The sequence below is a fragment of the Sulfurovum sp. TSL1 genome (assembly GCF_019972135.1).
Taxonomy (GTDB): domain Bacteria; phylum Campylobacterota; class Campylobacteria; order Campylobacterales; family Sulfurovaceae; genus Sulfurovum.
On the sequence record NZ_BPFI01000003.1, the window covers coordinates 1 to 22,792 of the forward strand.

The following is a 22,792-nucleotide window of genomic DNA, read 5'->3' on the forward strand; positions in this document are numbered from 1 at the left end:
TGTACAGCTTTTTTCAATAGTAGATTACGGATTATTGAAGATTAGCCACTTTTAGATATTTAATCTGCAAGTGGCTCTATTTTATAAGGTTTTGAAAAGAAGACATTTCTGATATACTCTTCATACTAAAATATCATCGCCGAAGGATACCAATATGACTATAGCTCGTTTAAAAATATTCTTCTTAGGCATGATATTTGGTATGTTAGTATTGATTTTGTCTGTATGGAATTTTAGAGATAACATAATCAACAAATTGCAGACAATATCTTTTATGGGCTCATCTTTAAAGAATCAAGTAGTAGTTATTCAGAAAGATGCCAAGCTATATCAAGGAAATTCAGAAATAGGATTTCTAAAAAAAGGTACTGTTTTGGAGTATACCCAACATGTGGATAAAATAGATCACTATAATTTAAGTATCATTTTTGAAGCCAGCGCTCATGAAGAACCATTAAATATCTTTAAGCATGCTACTAAAGATTATTCTATTACTACGGATTTGATACCAAAATGAAAAAATCTTTCAATGAATATTTCCGTCAAAAGTACAAAAAAGATCCTGATGGTGTTATTTCTTTTGTCTTTCTTTTTATTCTTAGCCCAATTGCTTTATTCTACATCTTTGGCTTAATAAAAGGAACATTTGTCTTTTTGTCCTTATGGGTGGTTCTCGGAGCCATACCATATATCCTCCACTATTTGACAAGCTTGAAATTTGATATTACAGATATCATTTTACTGGGTGCAATTGGTATTTATTTGGTATGGATTTTTTGTATGTATTTATATCATGGTAACTTTGAATCTACTTTGTTTCTTACATCTATGGGGATGCTATTATATGTTATTCTTAGGATAGCAAGTTGGATAGGTTCATACATAAAGTAATTTAATCAATAACAAATACCAAAGCGCAAGAGAACACTCAAAACCATATAAAGTTATATATTTTATAAGGTTTTCTATTTGTCTTTTAATGGTTTTAGAATACCATTTTCATCAAATTCACATTTTTCTTTCGCCATTCCGGATGATCCATAAACTCCTCCACTAAGTTCTCTATTAAATCGTTCATACACCATATGTCGTTTTCTTGTATTGAATTGTATTTTATTAATTTCGCTACTTGTATCACGAAATGGGTCAAGTATATAAGTTTCATTATTCTCTTTTGAATAGTATTTCCAATACCCTATACAACCAACAATATTACTTATATGATTTCTTGTTTCTTTGGCTTTACTAGGATCAACAATCACCATATTATAAGCTCTTGCACTCTGCATGAAGATACCTATTTCTATGGGATGTTTATATGTCTTGTATATCCAACGCTCCACATCATCTCTTACACCATTATTGTTGGAGTCAATTCCAAGTAATGTAGAGTTGTTGATTTTTGGGTTTGGTTCAGGTGGTAGAGTGTGTCCATTAATGGTTTCGGAATAAGTATTTGAAGTAAAAAATAATAATAGAGTCAATCCAAGTTTTTTCATATATAGCCTTTCTATTCAATCAACTATATACTATCTTAATTCCCTAAAAACCAAAACCTTATAATCTAACATATTTTATAACGTTATTCGCTATATCGACGTTTGAGAGCCATAAATTTACACCCATCCATAGAAAACCTTATAAAATGTTCCATATTGGTATGTTTTATAATGAAAACTGTAATAAACGGGTAATAGTGATTTTTAGCATATTTTATTTGAAATAAAAATGGGGAGGTAAATAAATTTGCAAGGGGAAACCTTGCAGAAGATTCCAAGGGAAACCCTTGGAGAAAGCAGTCGAAATCTCTCGAAAGAGATTTTCCAAAGACAAACTTTGGGAAAAGATCGACTATCTTTTTGAGAACTGTGGAGATCTTCTCGCTTTTTTCTTTCCTGGTTTCTTTCTTTCAACAACTCTTGAGTCTCTAGTAAGAAGTCCCATTGGCTTAAGGATCGCTCTGAAAGATGGTTCAAACTCTACAAGTGCTTTCGTGATACCATGCTTAAGTGCATCCGCTTGAGCAGCATAACCACCACCAAGTGTAGTAGCTCTGATGTTCATAGACTCAAGTTGTTTAGTTGCTTCAAGTGGAAGTCTTACTTTCATTTTAAGTGTTTCGTGTCCACCTAACCATTGGTCAAGTGTTTTACCGTTGATAAGCATTTCACCGTTACCTGGAGTCAACCAGACTTTAGCGATCGCTGCTTTTCTTTTTCCTGTTGCGTACATAGTTGCCATGCTTACGCTCCCTTATTGATTTGAGCAGTGTGTGGATGTTCAGCACCTGCATATACTTTAAGCTTTTTCAGCATTGTTCTACCAAGAGTCGTCTTTGGAAGCATACCTCTAACAGCAAGCTTGTAAAGTTTCTCTGTATGGTTTTCTAACATATCACCAAGTTTTTTACTTTTAGTAGAACCGAAGTAACCACTGTGAGTAAAGTACTCTTTATCTTCAAGTTTCACACCTGAAAATTTTGCTTTTTCAGCATTGATGATAACTACGTAGTCACCACAATCTACGTTTGGTGTAAATGATGGTTTGTGTTTACCTCTAAGAAGTGCCGCTACTTCAGTTAAGATACGACCAAAAGTTTTACCTTCTGCATCGATCAAAACCCAGTCACGTTGTACTTCAGCAGGTTTAAGAACTGATGTCAATTTCATGAATTTTCCTTGTTTAAATAGAACGATTTACACGGTAAATGCTCTTTTGTGAACGGATTCTACCCACTTAAACTTAAAATTTATTTAAATTAAGACCAATTTAAGGTTTTAATTTCTATTTTGTCCTCTAAAAGATAAATGATCATCCCCTCCGTCCTTTTTCCGGTGATCCTCCCTATGGCCTTTTGATAATATCTTACCTGTTTTTCATGTTTCAGGGCATACTTTTTTGAACTTTTATAGTCTACGACCAGACAGTGATCCTCATATCCCAGCAAAAGGTCTATCTGTTTCAGTTCTCCCTCAAAACTGAGAGACTGCTCTTTTCTGACCTTGGCCCCATCAAGTCTCTGTTGGAATGCTTTATCATGGATCAGATATCTGATACGCATTTCTATCTGTTTCATACTCGGATCAGGCAACTGCTGTCCATAACGATTTTTCAATGAAAGCATGGCTACACCCAGACTCTTTTCATCAAATGAACCCAGCATCTCCAAGGTATAATGCAAGGCTGTACCGAACAAGATAGCCTCATAGTCCTTCTCTTCTTCCTCTTCAGCAGAAAGTACTTCTTGTGTACCATAGTTTGAGATCTTCAACGCTTTTACCGTCTCAGGTACACTCTTTTCACTCTCATGTATGGGCACTGCTTGAAGTTCACCCACAGTGAGTGGTGCCATGCTGATCTCATCAAAAATAGAGTCTTTGGGTTTTCTCAGAACGATAAGCCCTTCTACGGCGCGGGTCAAAGCCACATAAAGTATATTTTTTCTGTCTTTCAGTTCTGAGACCTTCCGTGCATCCATGATTCGTTGATATGCTTCATCAAAATGTTCCCTGCCTTTGATCCTGTAGAGTATCTTATCGATAGTAAGCTGATCATTGTAATGGTAGATCAGTGCCGATTTGTCACTGTTTTTACGCGTGAGTTTATCAAGCAGGATGACATACCCAAATTCAAGTCCTTTGGATCCGTGGATCGTCATGATCTTGGCTCCATGCGCTGTATTTGCCGCAACAGCAATGGAAGAAGTACGAAACTCTTCTATAAATGTAGGTATGTCTGAAAAATGCGACGCGAACTCCAAGAGTTTCAATATATTCATATCTCCATCAAAATACCCGAACCCTCTTACCAGTCTGTCTATCACTTGCAAAGGAGACATAAATGCCGAGAACCAGGAAGTATCCATATCTTCCAATTTTTTACCCACTTTTAACACCAGTGCTTGTGCATCTATTTTCTCTCCATAGAACAGATATGCCACCATCGAGACCAGTGCTGCTATTTTAGGAATATTTTTGAGTGAACTGGAAGTCTGCAAAAGTGTATCGATACCTTCTGAGATACAGGCTTCCTGCAGACTCACCCCATCTTTGTTCGTACTGACCAAAAAAGCGATGTCATTGACATCAACCCCTAATGCCAACAATCTTTTGGCTTGTCCTACCGCTTCTTCTATCAGTGTTTCGGACTCAATGACCTCTACATACCCTGCAGGAGCCCTATCTTGACTCTTTTGAGGTACATAGCCTTCCATCGCCGGTTCAAACCATCGGTTGACCTGTTCTACCACATTTTTGGAACTTCTGTAGTTGGTGTCCATCTGTTCTATGGTTACACCATAGTGTTCAGCGACTTTGTCGAACAGCTCTTCTACCCCACCGCGAAAACGGTACAGCGACTGTTTGGTATCTCCGACATAGAAAAAGCTCTTAAATTCACTCTGTCCCTGTCCTGAAAATATCTCATCTATAAGTGGTTTGAGCAGTAAGAACTGCAATGTAGAGGTATCTTGAAACTCATCCAGCAGTATATGTTTGAACTTGGAGTCTATCTTGAAATACAAAAACTCTTTGCTGAGACTCTCATGCAGGAGCCGGTAGGTAAAATAGGTCAGATCATCAAAACTCAGTACACCCGAAGACTTCGCATTGGTGATCGTCGCATTTTTATAGTAATCGTAGATCTTAAAGAGATTATGTAATACGATCGCTTCTTTTGCTTGTGACCAAAGGGCCAACTCTTTTTTGAGCAAGGCATAAAGTCCTTCTATCTCATCATTGGCTACTTTTTTAAACCATGAGTGTTCACCCAAAGTCTCTTTTTCAAAAAGAGATTTACCAAACAACGTTTTGATACTCTTTGTGTCAAACTGATTCATACAACGTGCCGGCGCCCCTGCATCTGTCAGTGCTTTTATAAGCTTGTTCCTCAAAGCTTCACATCTCTCCTCCTGTCTGGATAGAGAAAAACTCTCCTCCTCTTGCTGAGGCAATAAAGGATCGACCTTATAAAAGTTTTGCATCAGGTCAAAGATCTTCATAAAACGTTTGTCTTCGATATCCATGGAGAGCTTCACAAGCGAAGAGAGCAACCCTGCTGCCTGGACCTCATCCAGGAAATGTTTTTCCAGTGCATCTTCACCCTGCTCTTTGGTGACAAAGTCAGGTTCAAGCCCTATCTCCAAAGAGGCCGAACGCAAGATGGAAGAGAAAAAACTGTCAAGCGTGACAATGTAGGAACTGCTGGCCAGGAAGCGTGCCAAAACCTCAGGCTGTTTTTCTAAAAGTGCTTCACGTGAAAGTCCCGTCTGTACGCAGATCGCACTGGTGAACGCGTCATTGCGTTTATCGGCCAAACTACGCAGAGACTCTACGACCCTTTGACGCATCTCCGCTGCTGCCTTGTTGGTAAACGTGGCTGCCAGAATAGCGCCAGGAGATTCTCCCATAAAAAGCAGTGAAATGTACCGAACGGAAAGTGCGAATGTTTTGCCCGAACCTGCAGAAGCAGAGTAGGCTAAAAAAGGTTTGAAACTCATAGATACTCTCCTCTCTCACACATCAACGTAAATTCACAATACTTGCATTTTTGCAGATCCTCACACTTTTCAGCCGTAAAAGAGCTTGTTTGTTTGAGTGCTATGATATGTTGTGCCAAAAGTGCGTTTTTCTCTTCAAGGGCTGTGATCTCTTCTATGGTGCCTCCTTCGAGTATCTTGACGAATGCCAAATGGACATTCTGGTATTTTCCTGTAAGCATTTGGTGGTAAATGCTCATTTGAAAATCGCTAAGCTTCTCCAGGTTCTTGGTTTTGTTGGCCTCTGCTGTTGAGCCGCTTTTATAGTCAAGCACAAGTGTATCTGTTGCATTCTGGTCTATACGGTCTATGCGTCCCTTGAAGCGTAGACCCCCTATCTCCCCCTGTACTTCCACTTCTCTTTCCACCACGCTCCAGTCAGCCTGGAAATGCTCTATCTGAGAAGTGACAAACCCTTTTAATTTCTCTTTCCAAAGCAGTTTTTTATAGGCTGTTTGGGCATCATCCAAAGGGAGTAACCGATCTAACAGAATATCTATGTTTTTTTTCATCTCCTCTTGACTGTCATACGATTCCTTTTCTCTATAGAGGTGATCCAAGAGCAGATGCAAGAATGCACCCTCATTCAGCTCCTCTTCTCTCTTTGCCTCTATCTTTTGTATATATCGATAGTAATACTTTCGCTTACACTCCAGATAGGTTTTTAGTCTTGAGGCTGACCATATCATATCCTGCGCATTAAATTGCTCTACGATCGGATCTTTCTCCTCGACAAACTGTGAAGGTTCATCATAAAGCAGAGTGGTCTGTGCCTGTGCCGGTACTGCACCTTTAAGTCCCAGTTCATAAAGGAACTTTGAGGGAAGTTTATTGTCACTGCTGCTGTAGAGTATAGTGACCTCCTTGGCTTGTTCCAGTAAGCGTTTATAATACTGCTTCTGCAACGCTTCTCTGTCATGTTTCGTAGGAAGATTGGCAAAGGCACGGACCGAGGAGTTTAGAAACTGGTCTTTGCTTGAAGCTGCGGGGACAATACCTTCATTAAAATCGACAATGACCACGCCTTCAAAACATACGCCTCTGGTCTCCAGGACACCCATCACCGTGACCAACCCGCCCCTTACATCATCGATCGTGATCTTGGAAAGCGCTTTAAGCCAGAAAAACAGCCACTCTTTTACACTCAGCTCCTCTTTTGCAAAGATCTTCAGAAAATGCAGATACTTTTCATAGACGCGCTCATTCATCTTCTCTTTTTGTTCCCCCTCAAGCAGTGGGCACTCTAAGAGTCCTAATCCATCTATCGCACTGAAAAACGCTTCTATGTTGCAGCGTTTGGATGAAGAGAGTTTCTCTACCGTTTCAAGATCAAATCCGTAACGTTCCAACAGCTGTCTGTGTTCGCTGTCAAAGCTCTGCCAATATCTATAGAGTGCTTCAAGCGATTTGTAGATACGGCCGTTGGCGTAGTCATATCCCATCGCAAAGTTCAGGTTGTTGTGGGTGTCAAAAAGCGTAAAGTGTTCTTTAAAGTCTTCATCAGGCAGTATAAGCACGATCTCTTCGGGAGGTATACCCGAACGTACCATCTTTTCTACCTCTATGAATGCAACCGCTATCTGTTCCTGTCGTTCTTCCACGGAGAAGACATGGGCATGGATCTTTGCATCATTAGGCCGGGACGAAACTATTTTTTTCTCTGTCAGGTCAAAACTGACAGAGGCATGGTTTTCCAAGGTCATTCCCAGTGCTTCAAAACGTTCCTGCATCTTCACATTGAAGTGGCTGGTCGTATAGTGAATGATGAGCTGCGTTCTCTTGGCTATTTTTTCTAGAAGTTCCAGCTCAAAGTGGCTCAGATATCCTTCCAGATGTATCTCTATACGTTCATACGCCTGTAAAAATCCCTCATTGAGTCTATAGGAGTGAGGGATCAATGCTTTGTCTGTAAAACCCTGTGCCTCAAGCACTCTTCTATAATTCTCCAAAAGCTGTTCGAGGATACCCAGATGTGTCTCAAACTCTGCATAGGCATCCGCCTGTGCCAAAGCCTCAAAGCTTATCTGTTCGGCAGCCAACTCTTCAAAAAATTTGAACAGGGCGTCACTTTTGGTAAAGAACTTTACCAGCTCCAGATTGAGATTCAATGCCTCAAAAGCTTGAAAAGAGGCTGCTTCACGTAAAAGAAGGATACGCTGCAGCGGGTCTATCTGTACTTTGTCTTCCAAAAGGATAGCGCGCTGTTCAAACTCATCCATACGCATAAGTGCGGGTAAAAAACCATCCTGTTCTTTCTGGACAGCACTGACTGTTCTTAAGGCTCGTGATGTGGGATAAATATGGAGTTGATTCATGCTGAGTAGTATAGCATAGTGCAGAAGATAAAAACGAAAAATCTGTCAATATGACAGATAAAGATGATAAGAGGGTGCATCCCTCTCATCAGAGTGATACCTTAGGGTTTGAGATAAGCGGATACTTCCGAATAACCCATCGTATCACCGACCTCTGCTCTAAGCTGCAAGGTGTATCTTCCTGCCTTGGTGATATTCACATCTGTCACCTGATATTTCCCGTTCACATAAGGAATATGATTGAAAAGTTGATCTTCATTCCTGCTGTGGGGCCGTGTCAGTAAAAAGGTGACATTCGCATCCGATACCTTTGAACCGTCTTTGGCAACCACCTCATAGGCGAAGGTATTCATCCCCTGTGATAATTTGACAGGATTTGGCTGAGGACGGTTACTGTTCACATTGTCGGTCATGACCATCGTTTCCACATCCAAGAGATGGATCTCATATGCTTGATCAAATGCTCTTCTTTTCTCCATGATCTGATTGATATTCATATCAGCCATCTGGTATTTGAGCATATACTGGTTGGACTCTTGTACCGGTATCGATGATGCTGACTTTACCGTCCAGTAACTTAACGTGATCCCAAGCACAAGAAAGCCGAGTATCATATGAGGCCAGTATGTTTTTCCGCTATTTTTTGCCATGTTTCATCCTTATATAGAGTGGTCTGATTGCAAACAACCAGAGTACCAACAGTGAACCGATGTAGATAAGCACACTTAATCCCCAGACCATATACCGTGTCTCATTGGGTATCGTTTTGCTCAGTTCAACCCCTTTTGAGCGCGCAATACCTTCTGCGAGCTCTGAAAAAGCCTGTAACACACCGATATTATGTTTATCTTCATCCGAGTTACTGTCTTTAGAAGCGACAATATTCACTGCGGCATCTCTTACATCATCATAGTCATAGAGACTGCGAAGATCATCGGAGGAGGGGATCAATCCTACCCTGCCCTTTGTTTCGATCTGATCAGTGATCCGTGCCTGTGGTGCAAAGATAAATAATACATAAGGCTTGCTCATCTGCGCTTCATACTTCTTGCTGTACTCTACCAGGTTGAAACCTACAGGAAAGTGTTCATTGGTCGCTATCACATATCCATTGATACCTGTTTTCGAAAAAAGTTCATCACCCATCTCATTAATGAGTTGTGCAGCTTCAATTTTTAGAATGTCGTCTTTGAGTATGTGTGTGGCGTTGAGAAGAAGTGGAAGTACCAAAGCAAGCAAGGTTGCCCTTACTTTTGCTTTGAACATATGTTTATCCTACGTATAGAAGATTGCCACTGAGTGACAAATAGAGTGCCGCTGCCGCTGCAAATGCCATACACGCGATAAGTACTTTATCCATATATTTAATCATTATTTATCCTTTTTCTCTGCATCTATAAATGAATACTGTTTATTCTCTACATCGATCATTTTAACATTCTGGATATCTCTGATCTTGGTTGGATCATAAGGCTTTACCGCTGCATGTCTTTGTACAACGACTACCATGAGCATCAATGTAACCAGAATTGCAAGCAAACCCACGATCGAGATCAAGACCCCAAATATTCCATGTAGTCCAAATAGACTTCGTTTTGTATTTTCTGCCATATGAAACTCCTTACTTTGACAATGACTGGATATATACAGTCAAAGCTTTCTCTTGTATAGGTGTAATAAGGGTCTTAAATGATGGCATTTTACCGATCATACCCTTTTTACCGTTTTGCACTACATGATTCATCAATGTTGCATCATACGATACAAGATTCGGTGACATACCGTTGTTGCCTTTACCATCCATTCCATGGCAAGAACCACATGCTGCATATGCTGCAGGCTGTTCACCTTTCATACCTCCGGCAACATAGGCTGCGATCGCTTCAGCGTCTGCACCTTGTGCCATACCTGCAGGCATTGCACCCATAGGATACCCCAATTGGTTTTGACCATTATTGATCACATCCAATACTTGTTCTTTACTCATTCTGGCAGTAAAGTCATGTGCTTTACCTGAAAGACCATCACCTGTCACACCGTGACATTGCTGACACTGTACCAAAAAGATAGACTCACCCATCTCTTTCAGTGTTGCTTCATCGGCATTTTTGTGGATCTCTTCAAACTTCGCATTGTAAGCCAAAACATCTTCATTGTACTCACCGATCTGGCTATATGCATTCACAGGATACCCTATGAGTCCATACCACATAGACCAAAGGAAAACTGCCAAGAATGAATAGGCCCAACCTGAAGGAAGTTCATTCTCATATTCACCGATCCCATCCCAGTTATCCTCTGCAAGCTCACCAGATGGTATGTCTGTTTTCATCTGATTGACATACTTCACCGCAACCGCTGCAGTGATCGTTGCAACCGCTATTGCTCCCCCCATTGTGATCGCATTGACAGAGTCTGCAAAGATATCAATATCCAGACTCGTTACAACGGCAATCGTTGCTATGATCAATACCGCTGCAAACGCCAGCGCTTTTATCATTAATGAATTCATTTATTCTCCTCCTTATATTCTCTTTCTGATGCGGGTTTATCTTCTACGGGTGTACTTGTCACTTCATCATCAAGTGCAATATTCCCGTATTTTTCATAATCACGCTCACCTTTCTTCTCACTTCTGTACAGGTGTATAATATACCCGTACAGCATCACTACCAAAAAAATGGTCATAAAGAAACTGGCATAGCCTTGAAGATCCCTGATGTCCATCTTCGTCTCTCTATTTCAAGCTGTTAAGGTAAGCAATCAGTGCTACGATCTCAGGTACTTCACCTCTCGCAACTGCTTCTTTAACATCTTTGTTTTTCATATCATCTGCAATCGCTTTTGCGTCCGCAAGAACTTTTGGTCTGTGTGCTTCCCATGCAGCTCTGGTTTTTTGGAACTCAGGTCCGTATGGTGTGTGAAATGCATTTTTAACGGTGACTGCTTCTGCATAGGCAGTTTCGATGTCAGCCAGGTTTGTGAACTGATGTTTATAGGCCGGCATAATTGAACCCGGAACGATCTCAGCAGGATTCAGCATGTGATTTTCATGCCAATCTGTTGTTCTGTAGTTCCCTACACGGTGAAGATCCGGACCTGTTCTTTTAGAACCCCAAAGAAATGGTCTGTCATAGGCATACTCACCTGAAAGTGAATAATCACCGTAACGATCCGTCTCAGATTTAAATGGACGGATAAGCTGTGAGTGACAAGACATACAGTTGTCTTTAATATAGACATTTTTACCTGCAAGTTCAAGAACAGTACGAGGTTTAAGATCGACTACCGGTCTTGCCGCTTTCGCAAAGTTCGGTACGATCTCAATAAGCCCTGCAAATGCAATAACGATCGAGACCCCCGAAGCGAAGAAAAACGGATTTTTTTCTAACCAATGAAAAAACATAATAACCTACCTCCCTTATGCCATAGGTGTTCTAAACTGTGGTTCTTCTGTAATCTCTTTCGCAGAAGTCATAGTTTTATACATATTGTAAGCGAACATAATGAAACCAGTAAGGTACATTACACCTGCAAGCGCTCTGATCGTGTAGTAAGGGTGAAGTACATTGACCGTATCAATAAAGCTGTACATCAAGTTACCGTACTCATCTACCGCTCTCCACATCATACCTTGTGTAATACCTGCGATCCACATAGATGTAAAGTAAAGCACAACCGCTGTTGTCTGAAGCCAGAACTGTGTCTCCATAAGTTTTCGAGAGTAAATTTCTCTTTTGAACATACGCGGAGCCATGTGGAACAACGAAGCCATGATCATAAATGTTACCCAACCAAGTACACCATCATGCACGTGTCCAGGGATCCAGTCAGTAAAGTGTGCAATAGCATTGACCGATTTGATCGCTTGGATAGGACCTTCGATCGTTGATAACATATAGAATGTAGATGCAAGCACCATGAATTTGATCAGTGGGTTGTCTGTTAACTGATTCCATTCACCTTTCATCGTAAGAAGCATGTTGATCGCCGAACCCCATGATGGCAAGATAAGCACTATAGAGAACGCAGAACCCATTGTTTGCATCCAATCAGGAACCGTTGACCATAAAAGGTGGTGAGAACCCGCCCAAAGGTAAACGAACATCAAACCCCAGAAAGAAAGCAAAGAGAGCTTATAAGAGTAGATCGCCTGTCCGGACTCTTTTGGCAGGAAGTAATAGATCATACCAACGATTGGCACAGTAAACCCGAATGCAACGGCATTATGACCATACCACCACTGGACCAGTGCATCATTGGTACCAGAATACATAGATACCGAGTGAGTGATCGCACCAAGGCCTTCCGTTGCGAAATACGTAGGGATAGACATATTGTTGAAAAGATACAACATAGCAATACCAAGGAAACATGCAAGATAGTACCATATAGAGATATAAAGTGCTTTCTCTCTTCTGATTCCTATAAGACCCATCATACCAACACCCCAAAGTACCCAAACAACCACAACCACAAGGTCAAATGGCCACTCATATTGAGCATACTCTTTAGAGCTTGAGATACCTAATAGTAAAGAGACTGTCGCTGCAAGTGCCCCTACAAAGTAGATCCAGAATTGAAGGTTTCCGATCACCATTAAAAGCTTCGATTCTGCCATAGATACCTTAAGTACTCTTTGTCCCAGGTAAAACCAGGTAGCAAAAATTCCAGAAACTGTAAATCCAAATACCACGGTATTTGTATGAAGTGGTCTGAGTCTTGAGAATGTCCCATACTCACCCAATAGATAGTTTAATTCAGGAAATGCCATTTGCGCGGCAATAATTGTACCGATCAACATTCCTAAAAATCCAAACAAAATAGTTAAAAATGTAAACTTTTTTGCCAATGAATAATCATATTCCAATGCTGCGTTTGATTGCATACATACCCCCTTGAATAATTTCTATGTTATAAAATTACAACACTCAATAATAATTATAATCTTATTTGATTATATCTGTACTTAAAAAATTATTGAATGTATATATATGGGAGGAAAGGTTACATTTGACGTAATTTCGGAGTGAATTAAGACACCAAAAGAGAAATTAACTCTTCTTTAATCTATCAATTTTATTGATTTTTTTAGGAGTATATTACTCCTAAATATGCTTTTGAGGGGCTAAAGGGAATTTATTGAAACCAGCTTTTTATCGTAGCCCAGATCCCGGTTTCTATCCCTTTGTCTTCATTATCTAACTCAACAAATCGGTCACACCCGGCTTTCAATCCGGCATCACAACCTTTTTTGTAAAATGCTTTTTCTTTTGTTCTGTTTTTTTCGACACCGAAACCGCCACGATAGATGATAGCTACATTAAAGCAGGCATCACCGCTTTTGAGTGCACACGCCTTTTCATAGAACTCTCTGGATCTGACATCATCAGGTCTTACGTCATGGCCGTCACGATAGATCGTTCCCATCGCCTCACATGCAGACTTTATGCCTCTGCTGCATGATTTTTCAAGATAGGGTATAGCTGCACCGTAATTTGCATTCTTATAGTAGTTATCGCCCATAATATCACAGGCTCTATTCTCACCAAGTGTACAGGCTTTACGGATATAGCTCAACCCCTCCTCTTTGATATCCTGTACCTTCGCATTATCTCCGGTGACCATAGGGAGTCCATGCTCATAACAGGCTGTTGCATTATTCTCACTGCACAAAACCTGTAGCGAGGTACTCTGTGATGCTGAGAGCGCCGATAAGATGAATACGCTGATTACTATAAGATGCTTTAACATACTATTTACCTGCTCTTTTCTCTTTATCCTTTTTCATCGCCTCTACAAGGTGAGTGTTTTCAGCTTCCATCTGCTGGAACGCTTCACTCATTTTAGCCTTTAGTGCATCTTCTGCCAGACCATCAGCAAGTGCCGCTTCATAATATTTTTTAAAATCAGCGTAAGGTGTCACACCTGAAGAGAGAATCATTTTAAAATCAATACCGGGAAAATAGTCCTCCCATGCTTTAGTCGCTGTTTTTAATACCTTTTTGTTGTTAAAGTAAGAGACTGCCACAACGATCTGCATCGCAAACACAAGCAGTATGATATAAAATACAATGGCCTGTGCTATACCCAACTCTTTAAAAGAGAGGGGGTTGAATATAGCAGCATACATCGCAAACGGTAAAATTAGAAATGCCAATTTGATCCATGTGTTGCTCAGTCCTCCAAACTGTGCATTATCATAAATAAGCCTTTTGTCTATTTTGTGATTTTTTTCTTTAAACACACTCTGTATGATCGTTTGGATCGTGTATTGGTTCTCTTGCATGGTTGTTCCTTAAAATGTCATTCATATAAGTGTAATAGGTTTAAATAAAGTAAAGATTAATAGCAGAAAAAATCTGCTATTGTATCTATCGTTAGAGATGATGTTTTACATACTCATCAATACTAAGGAGTATGATGATACCTAAAAATGCCGCATTGATCTTCCAGAAGATCGCACGTGCATCTGTAAGTTTAAACTCTTTTTTGAGCAGTTGCAGGGATGTAATAAACGCCCATAGCCCAAGCGCTGCAGAGAGCACAACCGTAACCGTTAAATAGACATTAAACGTATAGACCAGATAGATACCTGCATGTATGGTCAGTATGAGCCAGACAAATGTGAGTCTTTGCAGTGTACCTTCACCAAACAGACGCATGGCCGTAGGATACCCGCCGTCTTTGTAATCTCCATGAAAGAGCATCACCAAAAGCCAAAAGTGTGGTACCTGCCAGATAAAATAATAGACTGCCAAAGCAATGAACTCTAACTCAAAGAGTGTATGGCCTGCCGCAAGCCACCCGATGGCCGGCGGGATAACGCCCAGTATTGCTCCAGGAACCACTGCTACAGCCGATCTCTTTTTCAAAGGTGTATACATCAGGTTATACCAAATGAATGCAAAAGCAAAAAAGTTGATACCTGTAAGCCCTAAGAGTGAATAGATCATCACAAATGAAACAAGGATCAATACCACTGCAATGATGATCCCTGTACGAGGGGACATACGACCCGCTGCGATAGGGCGATTTTTCGTTCTTTCCATCTTGGAATCTTCTTTGTACTCTTGTACTTGATTGAGGGTCGAAACCCCCATAGCTACTAAAAGTACAGAGAAGGTAGCAATAAACATATCTACACCAATCTCTCCCTTTGCCATAATATAGGCAAAGAGTGCAGATAAACTGACTGCAAAGGAGAGAATAAACTTGGTGACTACAAAAAAGTCTTTTATCATTTGGCGTTTTCGAGATATTCAGCAATTGTTGAAATCTCTTCTTCTGTCATATCAGGGTATGCTGGCATTTGACCTATCATACCTTTTTTACCATTATGCAATACATGACCTATAAGTGGTGCATCGTATTCTACAAGATTTGGAGACATACCGTTCATACCTTTACCATCCATTCCATGGCAAGAACTACATGCTGCAAATGATGCAGGTTGTTCACCTTTCATGCCACCAGCTACATACGCAGCGATCTCTTCAGCATCTGCACCTGTAGCCATACCAGCTGGCATTGCTCCCATAGGATAACCAAGTTGATCTTGACCATGATTGATGACATCCAATACTTGTTCTTCAGTTAATCTTCTAGTTTTAAGAGAAGGTCCAACTAATACTTTATCTGTTTTAATTGCATGACATTGTGTACATCCATGTCGTTGTACGAGTGCATCACCACCTTTAGCATAATTACCTTTTGGTGTATTATCTGTACCGTTAAACCATGCATCATACTCCTTTTTTGGAAGTACTACTACTCTAGAGTACATATATGAGTGGTCTGTACCACAGTACTCCGCACATTCCACATCATACTCACCTACTTTAGATACATTAAACCATTGTTTTGTTGTACGTCCTGGTACTACATCCTCTTTCATACGGAACGCAGGGATATAAAATGAGTGGATCACATCATCCACCGGTGCTGTCATCTCCAAGATAACATCTGTATTTACCGGTACATAGAGTGCAGAGATACCCATTGTACCCTCTTCGATCACTTTACCTTTCTCATCCATAACAGGTTTTTTGAAAGCGCCACCGACTTTATGTACATATCCGCTTTTATTTGCAGGATACTCATATTCCCACTTCCATTTAGAACCCTCAACCTTGACCACAACAGTGTCATCTGTGACTGTTGGAAGTGTTCTGAACATTTGCAGTGTCGTATTACCGTAATAAAAGAAAACCATTACTGCAATGATAGGAATGATCGTCCATGCCAATTCCAATCCAGTATGATGGGTTAATGTACCAATCTCTTCATCTTTAACCTTATCTGCACGATACTTCCATGCAAAGTAGAACATCGGTGCAACCACTGATAAAAATAGTGCAACTGAAATCCATACGTGCAGCCAAAACGCAAAATCAACATCTGCGTTAAAACTTGATGCACTTGTACTAAATCCTTCTAATGTATTACTCATATAATAAAACCCCTCTTAGTGTGCTGCAGGAGCAGTAATATGACTTTCAGCTCCAAATTGGAAATTGGCAACATCAATACCAATGACGATAATAAAGAAAACTGTCACTAATGCTAATGCAAACCATACCATAGCTGCAATCAGTTTCTCACCTTTTAAGTGCATGTAGTAGATTACGATCAACCAAGCTTTAACAACTGCAATGAGCATTTGTGCCAGAAATGTTGAATGTGTCATAAACATATGCGGTTGAATAAATGTAATCGCTGTTAACAACAATAGTCCTACAAGTACTTTATAATATATTTTTTTCTCTTCTTGATAATTTACTGTATTAGTGTCCACCTGTAGCTCCTCCTGCTCCGATCATATAGTAGTAAGGAAACACGAATACCCAAATAAGGTGTACGATATCCCAGTATAGTGCGATGTTCCAGTGTAATATGTGATGCTCTGGGCTCACTTTACCCGCATTGATTCTTTTCAGTAACCAAAGCATCAAACCAATACCAATGATAATGTGGAATCCGTGGAGTCCAGTCATTGAAAAGTAAAGACCAAAGAATAATTTTTGACCAAATGGTAAAGATGACTCAGGTAATAGCTTGTCATGCATCAAGAAGATACCGTGATGGTATTCAGCTGTCCATTCAAATCCTTTGATCACCAAGAAAGCAACCGCTAAAATGATAGTCGCCCAGATCATAAGCTTGGCACCTTTCACATCACCCGCTCTCATTCTAAGGAGTCCTAGACCCATTGTAAGTGCCGATACAAGCAGGATCACTGTATTGGTACCACCCAATAGTCTATTTAAAGATGCAGATGCATCCAAAAAATCTTGTGGGTGCAGTGTATTATAATAAGCAAGGGCAAGGAACATGGCCCCAAACATCATTACTTCTGTAAGCATGAACAGCCAGAAACCTAGTTTCCCGCCGTAAAAATCACCTTGCCAACCTTGTACTTCATGTTGATTCCCATCACGATCTATCGCGATCTCAGGTACGTATTCGTGTCCCATTAGTCTATCCTTTGCATCGTTTCATAATTAAATTTAACCACTGGCTCACCATGCTTATATTCATATGGATCAAAATCAACATATGGCACTTTAGAGTGGTTATCTAGTGGTGGAGGTGATGTTGGTAAGTGCCACTCAAGTGTTGTAGCATGCCATGGGTTAGGCGTCGTTGGTTCACCTTTTGTCCAACCTTTAAAGAATACCCAGAACATATAGATAAGACCCGTAATAAAGATCACTGCTCCTATAAATGAGATCTGGTGGTAAATTTGAAATTCTGGCAAGTAGTCAAAATAACGTCTTGGCATACCGTAGTAACCAGCGATGAACATTGGGAACCATAGTAGGTTGAATCCAATAAAATTCAAATAGAAAGCGATTTTTGCTTTTGTTTCATTATACATTTTACCTGTAATAAGCGGGAACCAATAGTGCATACCGGCAAACATCAAGAATACAACCCCACCAAGAATTGCATAATGGAAGTGTGCAACCGTGTAATACGTATCTTGTAAGTGTACGTCCATACCGATCATTGTAATAGTAATACCGGTAATACCCCCGATCGCAAATGTGATAATTGTTCCTAATGCCCAGATCATTGGTGTAGAAAGAACGATTTTACCTTGATACATTGTAGCAACCCAGTCATAGAACTTTACACCTGTCGGGATAGCAACAAAGAAAGTGAGGAATGAGAATACTGTTTTAGCAATATCCGACATACCTGATGTATAAAGGTGGTGACCCCATACAAGGTAACCGATACCTGCAATAGATGCCGAAGAAAGAGCGATTGTTCTGTATCCGAATACCTCTTTTCTTGAGAATGTAGGAATGATTTCAGACATAATACCGAATGCCGGAAGGATCATAAGATAAACAGCCGGGTGAGAATAGATCCAGAATAAGTGTTGGAACAATACAGGGTCTCCCCCTTTAGCCGGATCAAAGATACCGATACCGAAATATTTTTCCAAAATAGCCAATACAAGCGTAATACCGACAACCGGTGTCGCAAGAAGCTGGATCCATGCCGTTGCATAGATACCCCATACAAAAAGTGGCATTTTAAAGAAAGTCATACCTGGTGCTCTAAGTCTGTGAATCGTCACAAGGAAGTTAAGCCCAGTAAGAATAGATGCAAAACCAAGAACAAATGCAGCCACAAGCGCCATAATAACGTTTGTTCCTGTATTCATTGAGTATGGTGCATAGAATGTCCAACCTGTATCCGCTACACCTTCACCTATAAATAGTGATGCAAGTGCAATACAACAACCCGCAATATAGAGCCAGAATGTAAACCAGTTCAATCTTGGGAAAGATACATCCTTCGCACCGATCATCAATGGCATAACAATGTTTCCAAATATCGCAGGGATCCCCGGGATAATAAACAGGAAGATCATGATCACACCATGTAGCGTAAATGCCTGGTTAAACGTGTCTCCATCCATATATTGTCCCCCTGGTGCAAACAGTTCAAGTCTCATTGCAAATGCTGTAAATACAGCTACAAAAAAGAATACAAACATTACAGCTGCATACATAATACCAATTCTTTTATGGTCGATAGTAAGCATCCACTGCATGAATGTACTCTTAGGGTGCCCGATGGCACAGTGTGTTTCGTCGAAATAAGTTTTACTCATCTATGTCTCTCCTTTGGTTTAGATGTTCCTCTTGATCTCTTCTCCCTGCCTTGATAAGCCAGATAAAAAAGATAATCGTAATCGTTAATATTACTGTTGCTGCTATCTTCTCCCAGGCAAAAACATAAGTTTTGCCTTTTGGATCGTATGCGAAACAGTAAAGTAAGGTTTTAGCTATGGTCGGTCCAACCTTTCCTTGTGCTGACTCCAACACTGCCATTTTCACATCAAAAGGAAGCTGTTCGATACCGTTAAGGTAACGTGTGATCTTCCCTTCCGGTGAAATAATGATCAATGTTGCAGCATGAATCCACTCAACCACACCTGCTTTGGATACTTCCTTTTTATATGTAAATCCAACTTTGTCGGCCAAAATAGCCGAAGAGTTGTTTTCACTGAGTAAAAAGTGCCATGCATCCTTCACGTAAGGTCTGGTCATCGCGTCGAACATCGTTTTTCTTTTCGCTTTTGCTAAAGGCGGCGTTTCATCCGGTGCAAAACTGATGGTCAACGCTTTGTAGTCAGTATTTTCAGCCAAGTCAAGTTTAGACAGCATTTTTGCCATATCTTCTAGTTGTGGTGTACAGATACCTGCACATCTAAAGTAGTTCAAAGAGATGATCGTTGGTTTCCCGTCCATATACTCTTTGAGGGTTCTACTTTTGCCGTCTTCGTCTATAAATGTCAAATCAAGTGGAACATATTCACCTAACTTTTCATTTACGCCTAAAGACTCTGCTTGTAGTACAGTTAGAAACAGTAATACAAGCATCACAATTTTTTTCATCTACACTCCCCCCGTTTTGTCTATATTTGTAAAAATACGAACAATTCTATGGCACAATCACTTAAATGGCAATGAAAAAATATTGATTAAAGTATATTTAATTGATAAATAAGACTTTTAAGTTACAGAAAGTAATTTTTTTAATTATATATAATATTTTATAATTTTTAATATTATCTGAGGTGAAGTAATTTTGTAGAAGGCTTAGATATAAGGAAAAGTTTACACTTTTCCCTTACGTATTTTGATAGTGTGGAGAATGAGACTAGAAGACGTATCGTCAGAAAAGTTTAGGCTTTGCCTTTTGCACTTTGGATGGAATGGATATATTGGTAATCTACCGCTATATGTTGTTCTTTAGGCAGATGTTTTGAGAGTCTCTCTACCATGCCTTCAAAATCTTCGAACAGGTAGTTGGCCATGGAACCCGGAATAGGGTTGATCTCATTGAGAAAGACTTCATCCTCTACAACAAAAAAATCACAACGGATGATACTTCCTCTGAACAGAGGATCATAGATCTTTTTGAAACTCTCTTGGATCTTTGCTTTTAGCGCATCTGAAATATCCGCTGCCAAGACTTGTGAATCTCTGGAAAAGTCCATGTATTTTTTTTCAAAATCCAGGAACTCCTCTTTGTGCGGCTCTTCTATGATGGAAAGTTCCCACTCATCCGTGTATGTCCCTGCCTGGTTAAACTCTTTTACCCCTTCGATAAAAGGTTCAATGATCACATCTGTGTCAAATTCAAATGCCACATCAAGCGCATAGTCAAGTTCTGAAGCTTCTTTTACGATACTCACACCAATACTGGAGCCCAAACGGACCGGTTTGATGATCACAGGATAATCCATCGATATCTTTCTCTCGTCATTTTTAGAAAGATACTCATAGGCTACTGTTTTGACGCCTAGACTCTGAGCTAAGAACTTGGTATAGAGTTTGTTGTAAGAGAGAGCCGACGCTTCTATCCGAGGAGAGATGAAAGGAATAGAATAGAATTCCATCAGTGATGCTATCTTCCCATCTTCTCCGTCTCTTCCATGGATAAGATTCAATGCCACATCAAACTCTACAGGCTTGCTTCCGAACATACCGTCTATCTGGAAACCGCCGTTTTTAAGTGTCAATGCTTTTGATTTTTTATACTCACCCGATGAAAAGAGTTTGGAATTGATCTTCTGCGTATCCATAAGATAGAATTTTCTGTTGCTGCTCACAAAGATATAGAGAAGCGTAGCGTTTTTTAAGACTTTTTTCATTGTAATGGCGGAGACGATACTTATCTCATGTTCAAAACTGGACCCACCAAACAATATCGCTATTTTCATCTCTCTTCCTTAAAGCATTTTGGCAAATTCGCCAAAGATATAGGCACTCTCATGCGGTCCGGGGCTTGCTTCCGGGTGATGCTGTACCGACATGGTCGGAGAATCATTGTATTTAAGCCCTTCTATCGTATTGTCAAAAAGATTCATATGTGTGACAGTCGCCACTTCCGTAATGTCGTCAGGTACATTATAGTTATGGTTCTGTGCCGTGATCTCTATGGAACCTGTAACTACGTTTTTCACAGGGTGGTTACCGCCATGGTGTCCGAACTTCAGCTTGAACGTATCATAGCCGTGAGCAATAGAAAGCAACTGGTGTCCAAGACAGATACCGAAGATCGGTATTTTGCGAGCAATAAGTTTTTTGATCTTCTCATGTTCGTCTGTTAAAATGATCGGGTCGCCAGGTCCATTTGAAAGAAATACACCATCGCACTCTTTTGCATCAACCTTGGCAATGACCTCTTCGGCTGACATAGAGTTGGGTACAACCGTGACTTCCATACCTGCATGCGTCAGTTCATTGAGGATATTTCTTTTGACCCCGAAATCAAATGCAATGATCTTTTTTGTGGTATTGGGTGTATCATACTGGAATGTCGTGGTGTTGTAACGTCCTTCAGGATGGAGATAACTCTCTTTAGTGCTCACCTGTTCAATGTAATTCACCTCTTCGATACGGGGTGAAGATTCCAACACTTTTTTCAGTGCATCCTCATCATGTATCTCAGTGGAGGCTACCATCATCATCGCACCTTCATCTCTGAGCATTTTTGTTAAAAAACGCGTATCTATCTCTGTGATGCCCAGTACATTCTCTCTTTTGAGCAACGCTGCCAAGGTCTCTTCACATCTAAAGTTAGAGGGACGGTCCTGATAACTGCGTACGATGATGCCTTTACAGTGAGCATTTCTACTCTCCATATCTTGTGCATTACACCCTACATTGCCTATCTCAGGTGTCGTGAATGTCACAAATTGTCCTGCATAAGAAGGGTCTGTCGTGATCTCCTGGTATCCTGTAATGGATGTATTAAATACGATCTCTCCTACAGCTGTACCCTCTGCACCAAAACTTTTTGCTTCAAGCATCAATCCGTTTTCAAAATACAAAGATATCTTATTCATTACAGCATACCTCTCTTGGAAAGTTCTTCCTGATACAATCTTTCATAGAGCAGCTCATAGTCCTGGGAACCTGGGACCACTTCTCTCTCCATCCCTTTGATCTTTGTATAGACAATATCATCTATCTCATCATAGGCATCTGCAAAGGCTTTGAAAGATTTAAAGATCACATTCTTCACCTGGTTTTCATTCACAGTATATTCCGCAAGGTAGTTTTCATACAATTCATCCAGGATAAGGTGTGCCAGGTCATTATATCGGTCATCATAGTTCATGATCACACCATATTCAGGAGCCATTTTCTTTTTGATCATAAAAAAGAGCTGTCTCTCATCGGCATGTTGAAACTCTATCTCATCATAATTCTCATCAAGGATCTTTTTGACCTTTTCATCAAGAGCACGTTCTTTTTCAAGGTTTTCGTCTATGATCTTTTTTGCTGCAGCAACCACTGCTTCTCTTCCTTTTGGCAGAGCGATAAAAGGTGCATTGGCTAGATCTATCCCTATTTTTGTTGCTACATACCCAGTCTGTTGTGGTTTTAATCTCATTGCTACCCCTTAT

The 22,792-nt window shown here is 40.2% G+C and carries 24 protein-coding genes; 1 reads left to right on the forward strand and 23 read right to left on the reverse strand.

Going from position 1 to position 22,792, the window contains the following annotated elements; all coding sequences use genetic code 11:
• Positions 1 to 154 precede the first annotated feature (154 nt).
• Positions 155 to 517: a hypothetical protein gene (locus tag LDM98_RS10435; protein WP_223899354.1), complete on the forward strand. Its 363-nt coding sequence runs from the start codon at positions 155 to 157 to the stop codon at positions 515 to 517.
• 448 nt (positions 518 to 965) lie between these two features.
• Here the strand turns inward: LDM98_RS10435 and LDM98_RS10440 are convergent, their stop codons facing one another.
• From LDM98_RS10440 to LDM98_RS10550, 23 genes are all read right to left on the reverse strand, one after another.
• Positions 966 to 1,499 carry a hypothetical protein gene (locus tag LDM98_RS10440; protein ID WP_223899355.1) on the reverse strand — a complete coding sequence of 178 codons (534 nt, stop codon included), beginning with the start codon at positions 1,497 to 1,499 and terminating at the stop codon, positions 966 to 968.
• A gap of 352 nt (positions 1,500 to 1,851) precedes the next feature.
• Positions 1,852 to 2,241 (reverse strand): 30S ribosomal protein S9, encoded by a 390-nt coding sequence (gene rpsI, locus LDM98_RS10445; RefSeq protein WP_223899356.1) that lies wholly within the window; start codon positions 2,239 to 2,241, stop codon positions 1,852 to 1,854.
• Positions 2,242 to 2,243: 2 nt separating this feature from the next.
• A complete protein-coding gene (gene rplM / locus LDM98_RS10450) occupies positions 2,244 to 2,669 on the reverse strand; it encodes a 50S ribosomal protein L13 (RefSeq protein ID WP_223899357.1) in 426 nt (141 codons plus the stop codon).
• Between the two features lie 89 nt (positions 2,670 to 2,758).
• Positions 2,759 to 5,497, reverse strand: coding sequence for a RecB-like helicase (locus tag LDM98_RS10455; protein ID WP_223899358.1), 2,739 nt, complete (start codon positions 5,495 to 5,497; stop codon positions 2,759 to 2,761).
• Positions 5,494 to 7,851 carry a PD-(D/E)XK nuclease family protein gene (locus tag LDM98_RS10460; RefSeq protein WP_223899359.1) on the reverse strand — a complete coding sequence of 786 codons (2,358 nt, stop codon included), beginning with the start codon at positions 7,849 to 7,851 and terminating at the stop codon, positions 5,494 to 5,496. Before LDM98_RS10460 ends, LDM98_RS10455 begins: the two co-directional genes overlap by 4 nt.
• A gap of 101 nt (positions 7,852 to 7,952) precedes the next feature.
• Entirely contained in the window at positions 7,953 to 8,501 is a 549-nt protein-coding gene (locus LDM98_RS10465; RefSeq protein WP_223899360.1) for a FixH family protein, read from the reverse strand.
• A complete protein-coding gene (locus LDM98_RS10470; RefSeq protein WP_223899361.1) occupies positions 8,488 to 9,117 on the reverse strand; it encodes a hypothetical protein in 630 nt (209 codons plus the stop codon). Before LDM98_RS10470 ends, LDM98_RS10465 begins: the two co-directional genes overlap by 14 nt.
• A gap of 105 nt (positions 9,118 to 9,222) precedes the next feature.
• Positions 9,223 to 9,462 (reverse strand): DUF4006 family protein, encoded by a 240-nt coding sequence (locus tag LDM98_RS10475; protein WP_223899362.1) that lies wholly within the window; start codon positions 9,460 to 9,462, stop codon positions 9,223 to 9,225.
• Between the two features lie 10 nt (positions 9,463 to 9,472).
• Positions 9,473 to 10,363 (reverse strand): c-type cytochrome, encoded by an 891-nt coding sequence (locus LDM98_RS10480; RefSeq protein ID WP_223899363.1) that lies wholly within the window; start codon positions 10,361 to 10,363, stop codon positions 9,473 to 9,475.
• Positions 10,360 to 10,578: a cytochrome c oxidase, cbb3-type, CcoQ subunit gene (locus LDM98_RS10485; protein ID WP_008245682.1), complete on the reverse strand. Its 219-nt coding sequence runs from the start codon at positions 10,576 to 10,578 to the stop codon at positions 10,360 to 10,362. Before LDM98_RS10485 ends, LDM98_RS10480 begins: the two co-directional genes overlap by 4 nt.
• A 10-nt stretch (positions 10,579 to 10,588) precedes the next feature.
• Positions 10,589 to 11,257 carry a cytochrome-c oxidase, cbb3-type subunit II gene (ccoO, locus tag LDM98_RS10490; protein ID WP_223899364.1) on the reverse strand — a complete coding sequence of 223 codons (669 nt, stop codon included), beginning with the start codon at positions 11,255 to 11,257 and terminating at the stop codon, positions 10,589 to 10,591.
• 15 nt (positions 11,258 to 11,272) lie between these two features.
• Positions 11,273 to 12,739, reverse strand: coding sequence for a cytochrome-c oxidase, cbb3-type subunit I (gene ccoN, locus LDM98_RS10495; protein WP_223899365.1), 1,467 nt, complete (start codon positions 12,737 to 12,739; stop codon positions 11,273 to 11,275).
• Positions 12,740 to 12,990: 251 nt separating this feature from the next.
• On the reverse strand, positions 12,991 to 13,605 hold the full coding sequence (locus LDM98_RS10500; RefSeq protein WP_223899366.1) for a tetratricopeptide repeat protein: 615 nt from the start codon (positions 13,603 to 13,605) through the stop codon (positions 12,991 to 12,993).
• 1 nt (position 13,606) lies between these two features.
• On the reverse strand, positions 13,607 to 14,140 hold the full coding sequence (locus LDM98_RS10505; RefSeq protein ID WP_223899367.1) for a hypothetical protein: 534 nt from the start codon (positions 14,138 to 14,140) through the stop codon (positions 13,607 to 13,609).
• A 91-nt stretch (positions 14,141 to 14,231) separates the two neighbouring features.
• Entirely contained in the window at positions 14,232 to 15,095 is an 864-nt protein-coding gene (locus LDM98_RS10510; protein WP_223899368.1) for a protoheme IX farnesyltransferase, read from the reverse strand.
• Positions 15,092 to 16,303 carry a cytochrome c oxidase subunit II gene (gene coxB, locus LDM98_RS10515; RefSeq protein WP_223899369.1) on the reverse strand — a complete coding sequence of 404 codons (1,212 nt, stop codon included), beginning with the start codon at positions 16,301 to 16,303 and terminating at the stop codon, positions 15,092 to 15,094. Before coxB ends, LDM98_RS10510 begins: the two co-directional genes overlap by 4 nt.
• Positions 16,304 to 16,318: 15 nt before the next feature.
• Positions 16,319 to 16,648 (reverse strand): cytochrome C oxidase subunit IV family protein, encoded by a 330-nt coding sequence (locus tag LDM98_RS10520; RefSeq protein ID WP_223899370.1) that lies wholly within the window; start codon positions 16,646 to 16,648, stop codon positions 16,319 to 16,321.
• Positions 16,638 to 17,327, reverse strand: a complete 690-nt coding sequence (locus LDM98_RS10525) for a cytochrome c oxidase subunit 3 (RefSeq protein ID WP_223899371.1) — start codon at positions 17,325 to 17,327, stop codon at positions 16,638 to 16,640. The genes LDM98_RS10520 and LDM98_RS10525 overlap by 11 nt, the downstream gene beginning before the upstream one ends.
• Complete coding sequence (locus tag LDM98_RS10530; protein ID WP_223899372.1) at positions 17,327 to 18,982, reverse strand: cbb3-type cytochrome c oxidase subunit I; 1,656 nt, start codon at positions 18,980 to 18,982, stop codon at positions 17,327 to 17,329. The genes LDM98_RS10525 and LDM98_RS10530 overlap by 1 nt, the downstream gene beginning before the upstream one ends.
• Positions 18,975 to 19,769: an SCO family protein gene (locus LDM98_RS10535; protein WP_223899373.1), complete on the reverse strand. Its 795-nt coding sequence runs from the start codon at positions 19,767 to 19,769 to the stop codon at positions 18,975 to 18,977. Before LDM98_RS10535 ends, LDM98_RS10530 begins: the two co-directional genes overlap by 8 nt.
• A 290-nt stretch (positions 19,770 to 20,059) precedes the next feature.
• A complete protein-coding gene (locus LDM98_RS10540; protein WP_223899374.1) occupies positions 20,060 to 21,100 on the reverse strand; it encodes a D-alanine--D-alanine ligase in 1,041 nt (346 codons plus the stop codon).
• Positions 21,101 to 21,109: 9 nt separating this feature from the next.
• A complete protein-coding gene (gene carA, locus LDM98_RS10545; protein ID WP_223899375.1) occupies positions 21,110 to 22,228 on the reverse strand; it encodes a glutamine-hydrolyzing carbamoyl-phosphate synthase small subunit in 1,119 nt (372 codons plus the stop codon).
• A complete protein-coding gene (locus LDM98_RS10550; RefSeq protein WP_223899376.1) occupies positions 22,228 to 22,779 on the reverse strand; it encodes a DUF507 family protein in 552 nt (183 codons plus the stop codon). Before LDM98_RS10550 ends, carA begins: the two co-directional genes overlap by 1 nt.
• Positions 22,780 to 22,792 lie beyond the last annotated feature (13 nt).

Coding starts and splice junctions, on each gene's coding strand:
- LDM98_RS10525 (WP_223899371.1), bottom strand. CDS start 17,327: ATGGGACACGAATACGTACCTGAGATCGCGATAGATCGTGATGGGAAT.
- LDM98_RS10480 (WP_223899363.1), bottom strand. CDS start 10,363: ATGAATTCATTAATGATAAAAGCGCTGGCGTTTGCAGCGGTATTGATC.
- LDM98_RS10530 (WP_223899372.1), bottom strand. CDS start 18,982: ATGAGTAAAACTTATTTCGACGAAACACACTGTGCCATCGGGCACCCT.
- LDM98_RS10465 (WP_223899360.1), bottom strand. CDS start 8,501: ATGGCAAAAAATAGCGGAAAAACATACTGGCCTCATATGATACTCGGC.
- LDM98_RS10470 (WP_223899361.1), bottom strand. CDS start 9,117: ATGTTCAAAGCAAAAGTAAGGGCAACCTTGCTTGCTTTGGTACTTCCA.
- LDM98_RS10475 (WP_223899362.1), bottom strand. CDS start 9,462: ATGGCAGAAAATACAAAACGAAGTCTATTTGGACTACATGGAATATTT.
- LDM98_RS10540 (WP_223899374.1), bottom strand. CDS start 21,100: ATGAAAATAGCGATATTGTTTGGTGGGTCCAGTTTTGAACATGAGATA.
- LDM98_RS10460 (WP_223899359.1), bottom strand. CDS start 7,851: ATGAATCAACTCCATATTTATCCCACATCACGAGCCTTAAGAACAGTC.
- coxB (WP_223899369.1), bottom strand. CDS start 16,303: ATGAGTAATACATTAGAAGGATTTAGTACAAGTGCATCAAGTTTTAAC.
- LDM98_RS10500 (WP_223899366.1), bottom strand. CDS start 13,605: ATGTTAAAGCATCTTATAGTAATCAGCGTATTCATCTTATCGGCGCTC.
- rplM (WP_223899357.1), bottom strand. CDS start 2,669: ATGAAATTGACATCAGTTCTTAAACCTGCTGAAGTACAACGTGACTGG.
- ccoN (WP_223899365.1), bottom strand. CDS start 12,739: ATGCAATCAAACGCAGCATTGGAATATGATTATTCATTGGCAAAAAAG.
- LDM98_RS10510 (WP_223899368.1), bottom strand. CDS start 15,095: ATGATAAAAGACTTTTTTGTAGTCACCAAGTTTATTCTCTCCTTTGCA.
- rpsI (WP_223899356.1), bottom strand. CDS start 2,241: ATGGCAACTATGTACGCAACAGGAAAAAGAAAAGCAGCGATCGCTAAA.
- LDM98_RS10505 (WP_223899367.1), bottom strand. CDS start 14,140: ATGCAAGAGAACCAATACACGATCCAAACGATCATACAGAGTGTGTTT.
- LDM98_RS10485 (WP_008245682.1), bottom strand. CDS start 10,578: ATGGACATCAGGGATCTTCAAGGCTATGCCAGTTTCTTTATGACCATT.
- ccoO (WP_223899364.1), bottom strand. CDS start 11,257: ATGTTTTTTCATTGGTTAGAAAAAAATCCGTTTTTCTTCGCTTCGGGG.
- LDM98_RS10535 (WP_223899373.1), bottom strand. CDS start 19,769: ATGAAAAAAATTGTGATGCTTGTATTACTGTTTCTAACTGTACTACAA.
- LDM98_RS10455 (WP_223899358.1), bottom strand. CDS start 5,497: ATGAGTTTCAAACCTTTTTTAGCCTACTCTGCTTCTGCAGGTTCGGGC.
- carA (WP_223899375.1), bottom strand. CDS start 22,228: ATGAATAAGATATCTTTGTATTTTGAAAACGGATTGATGCTTGAAGCA.
- LDM98_RS10440 (WP_223899355.1), bottom strand. CDS start 1,499: ATGAAAAAACTTGGATTGACTCTATTATTATTTTTTACTTCAAATACT.
- LDM98_RS10550 (WP_223899376.1), bottom strand. CDS start 22,779: ATGAGATTAAAACCACAACAGACTGGGTATGTAGCAACAAAAATAGGG.
- LDM98_RS10435 (WP_223899354.1), top strand. CDS start 155: ATGACTATAGCTCGTTTAAAAATATTCTTCTTAGGCATGATATTTGGT.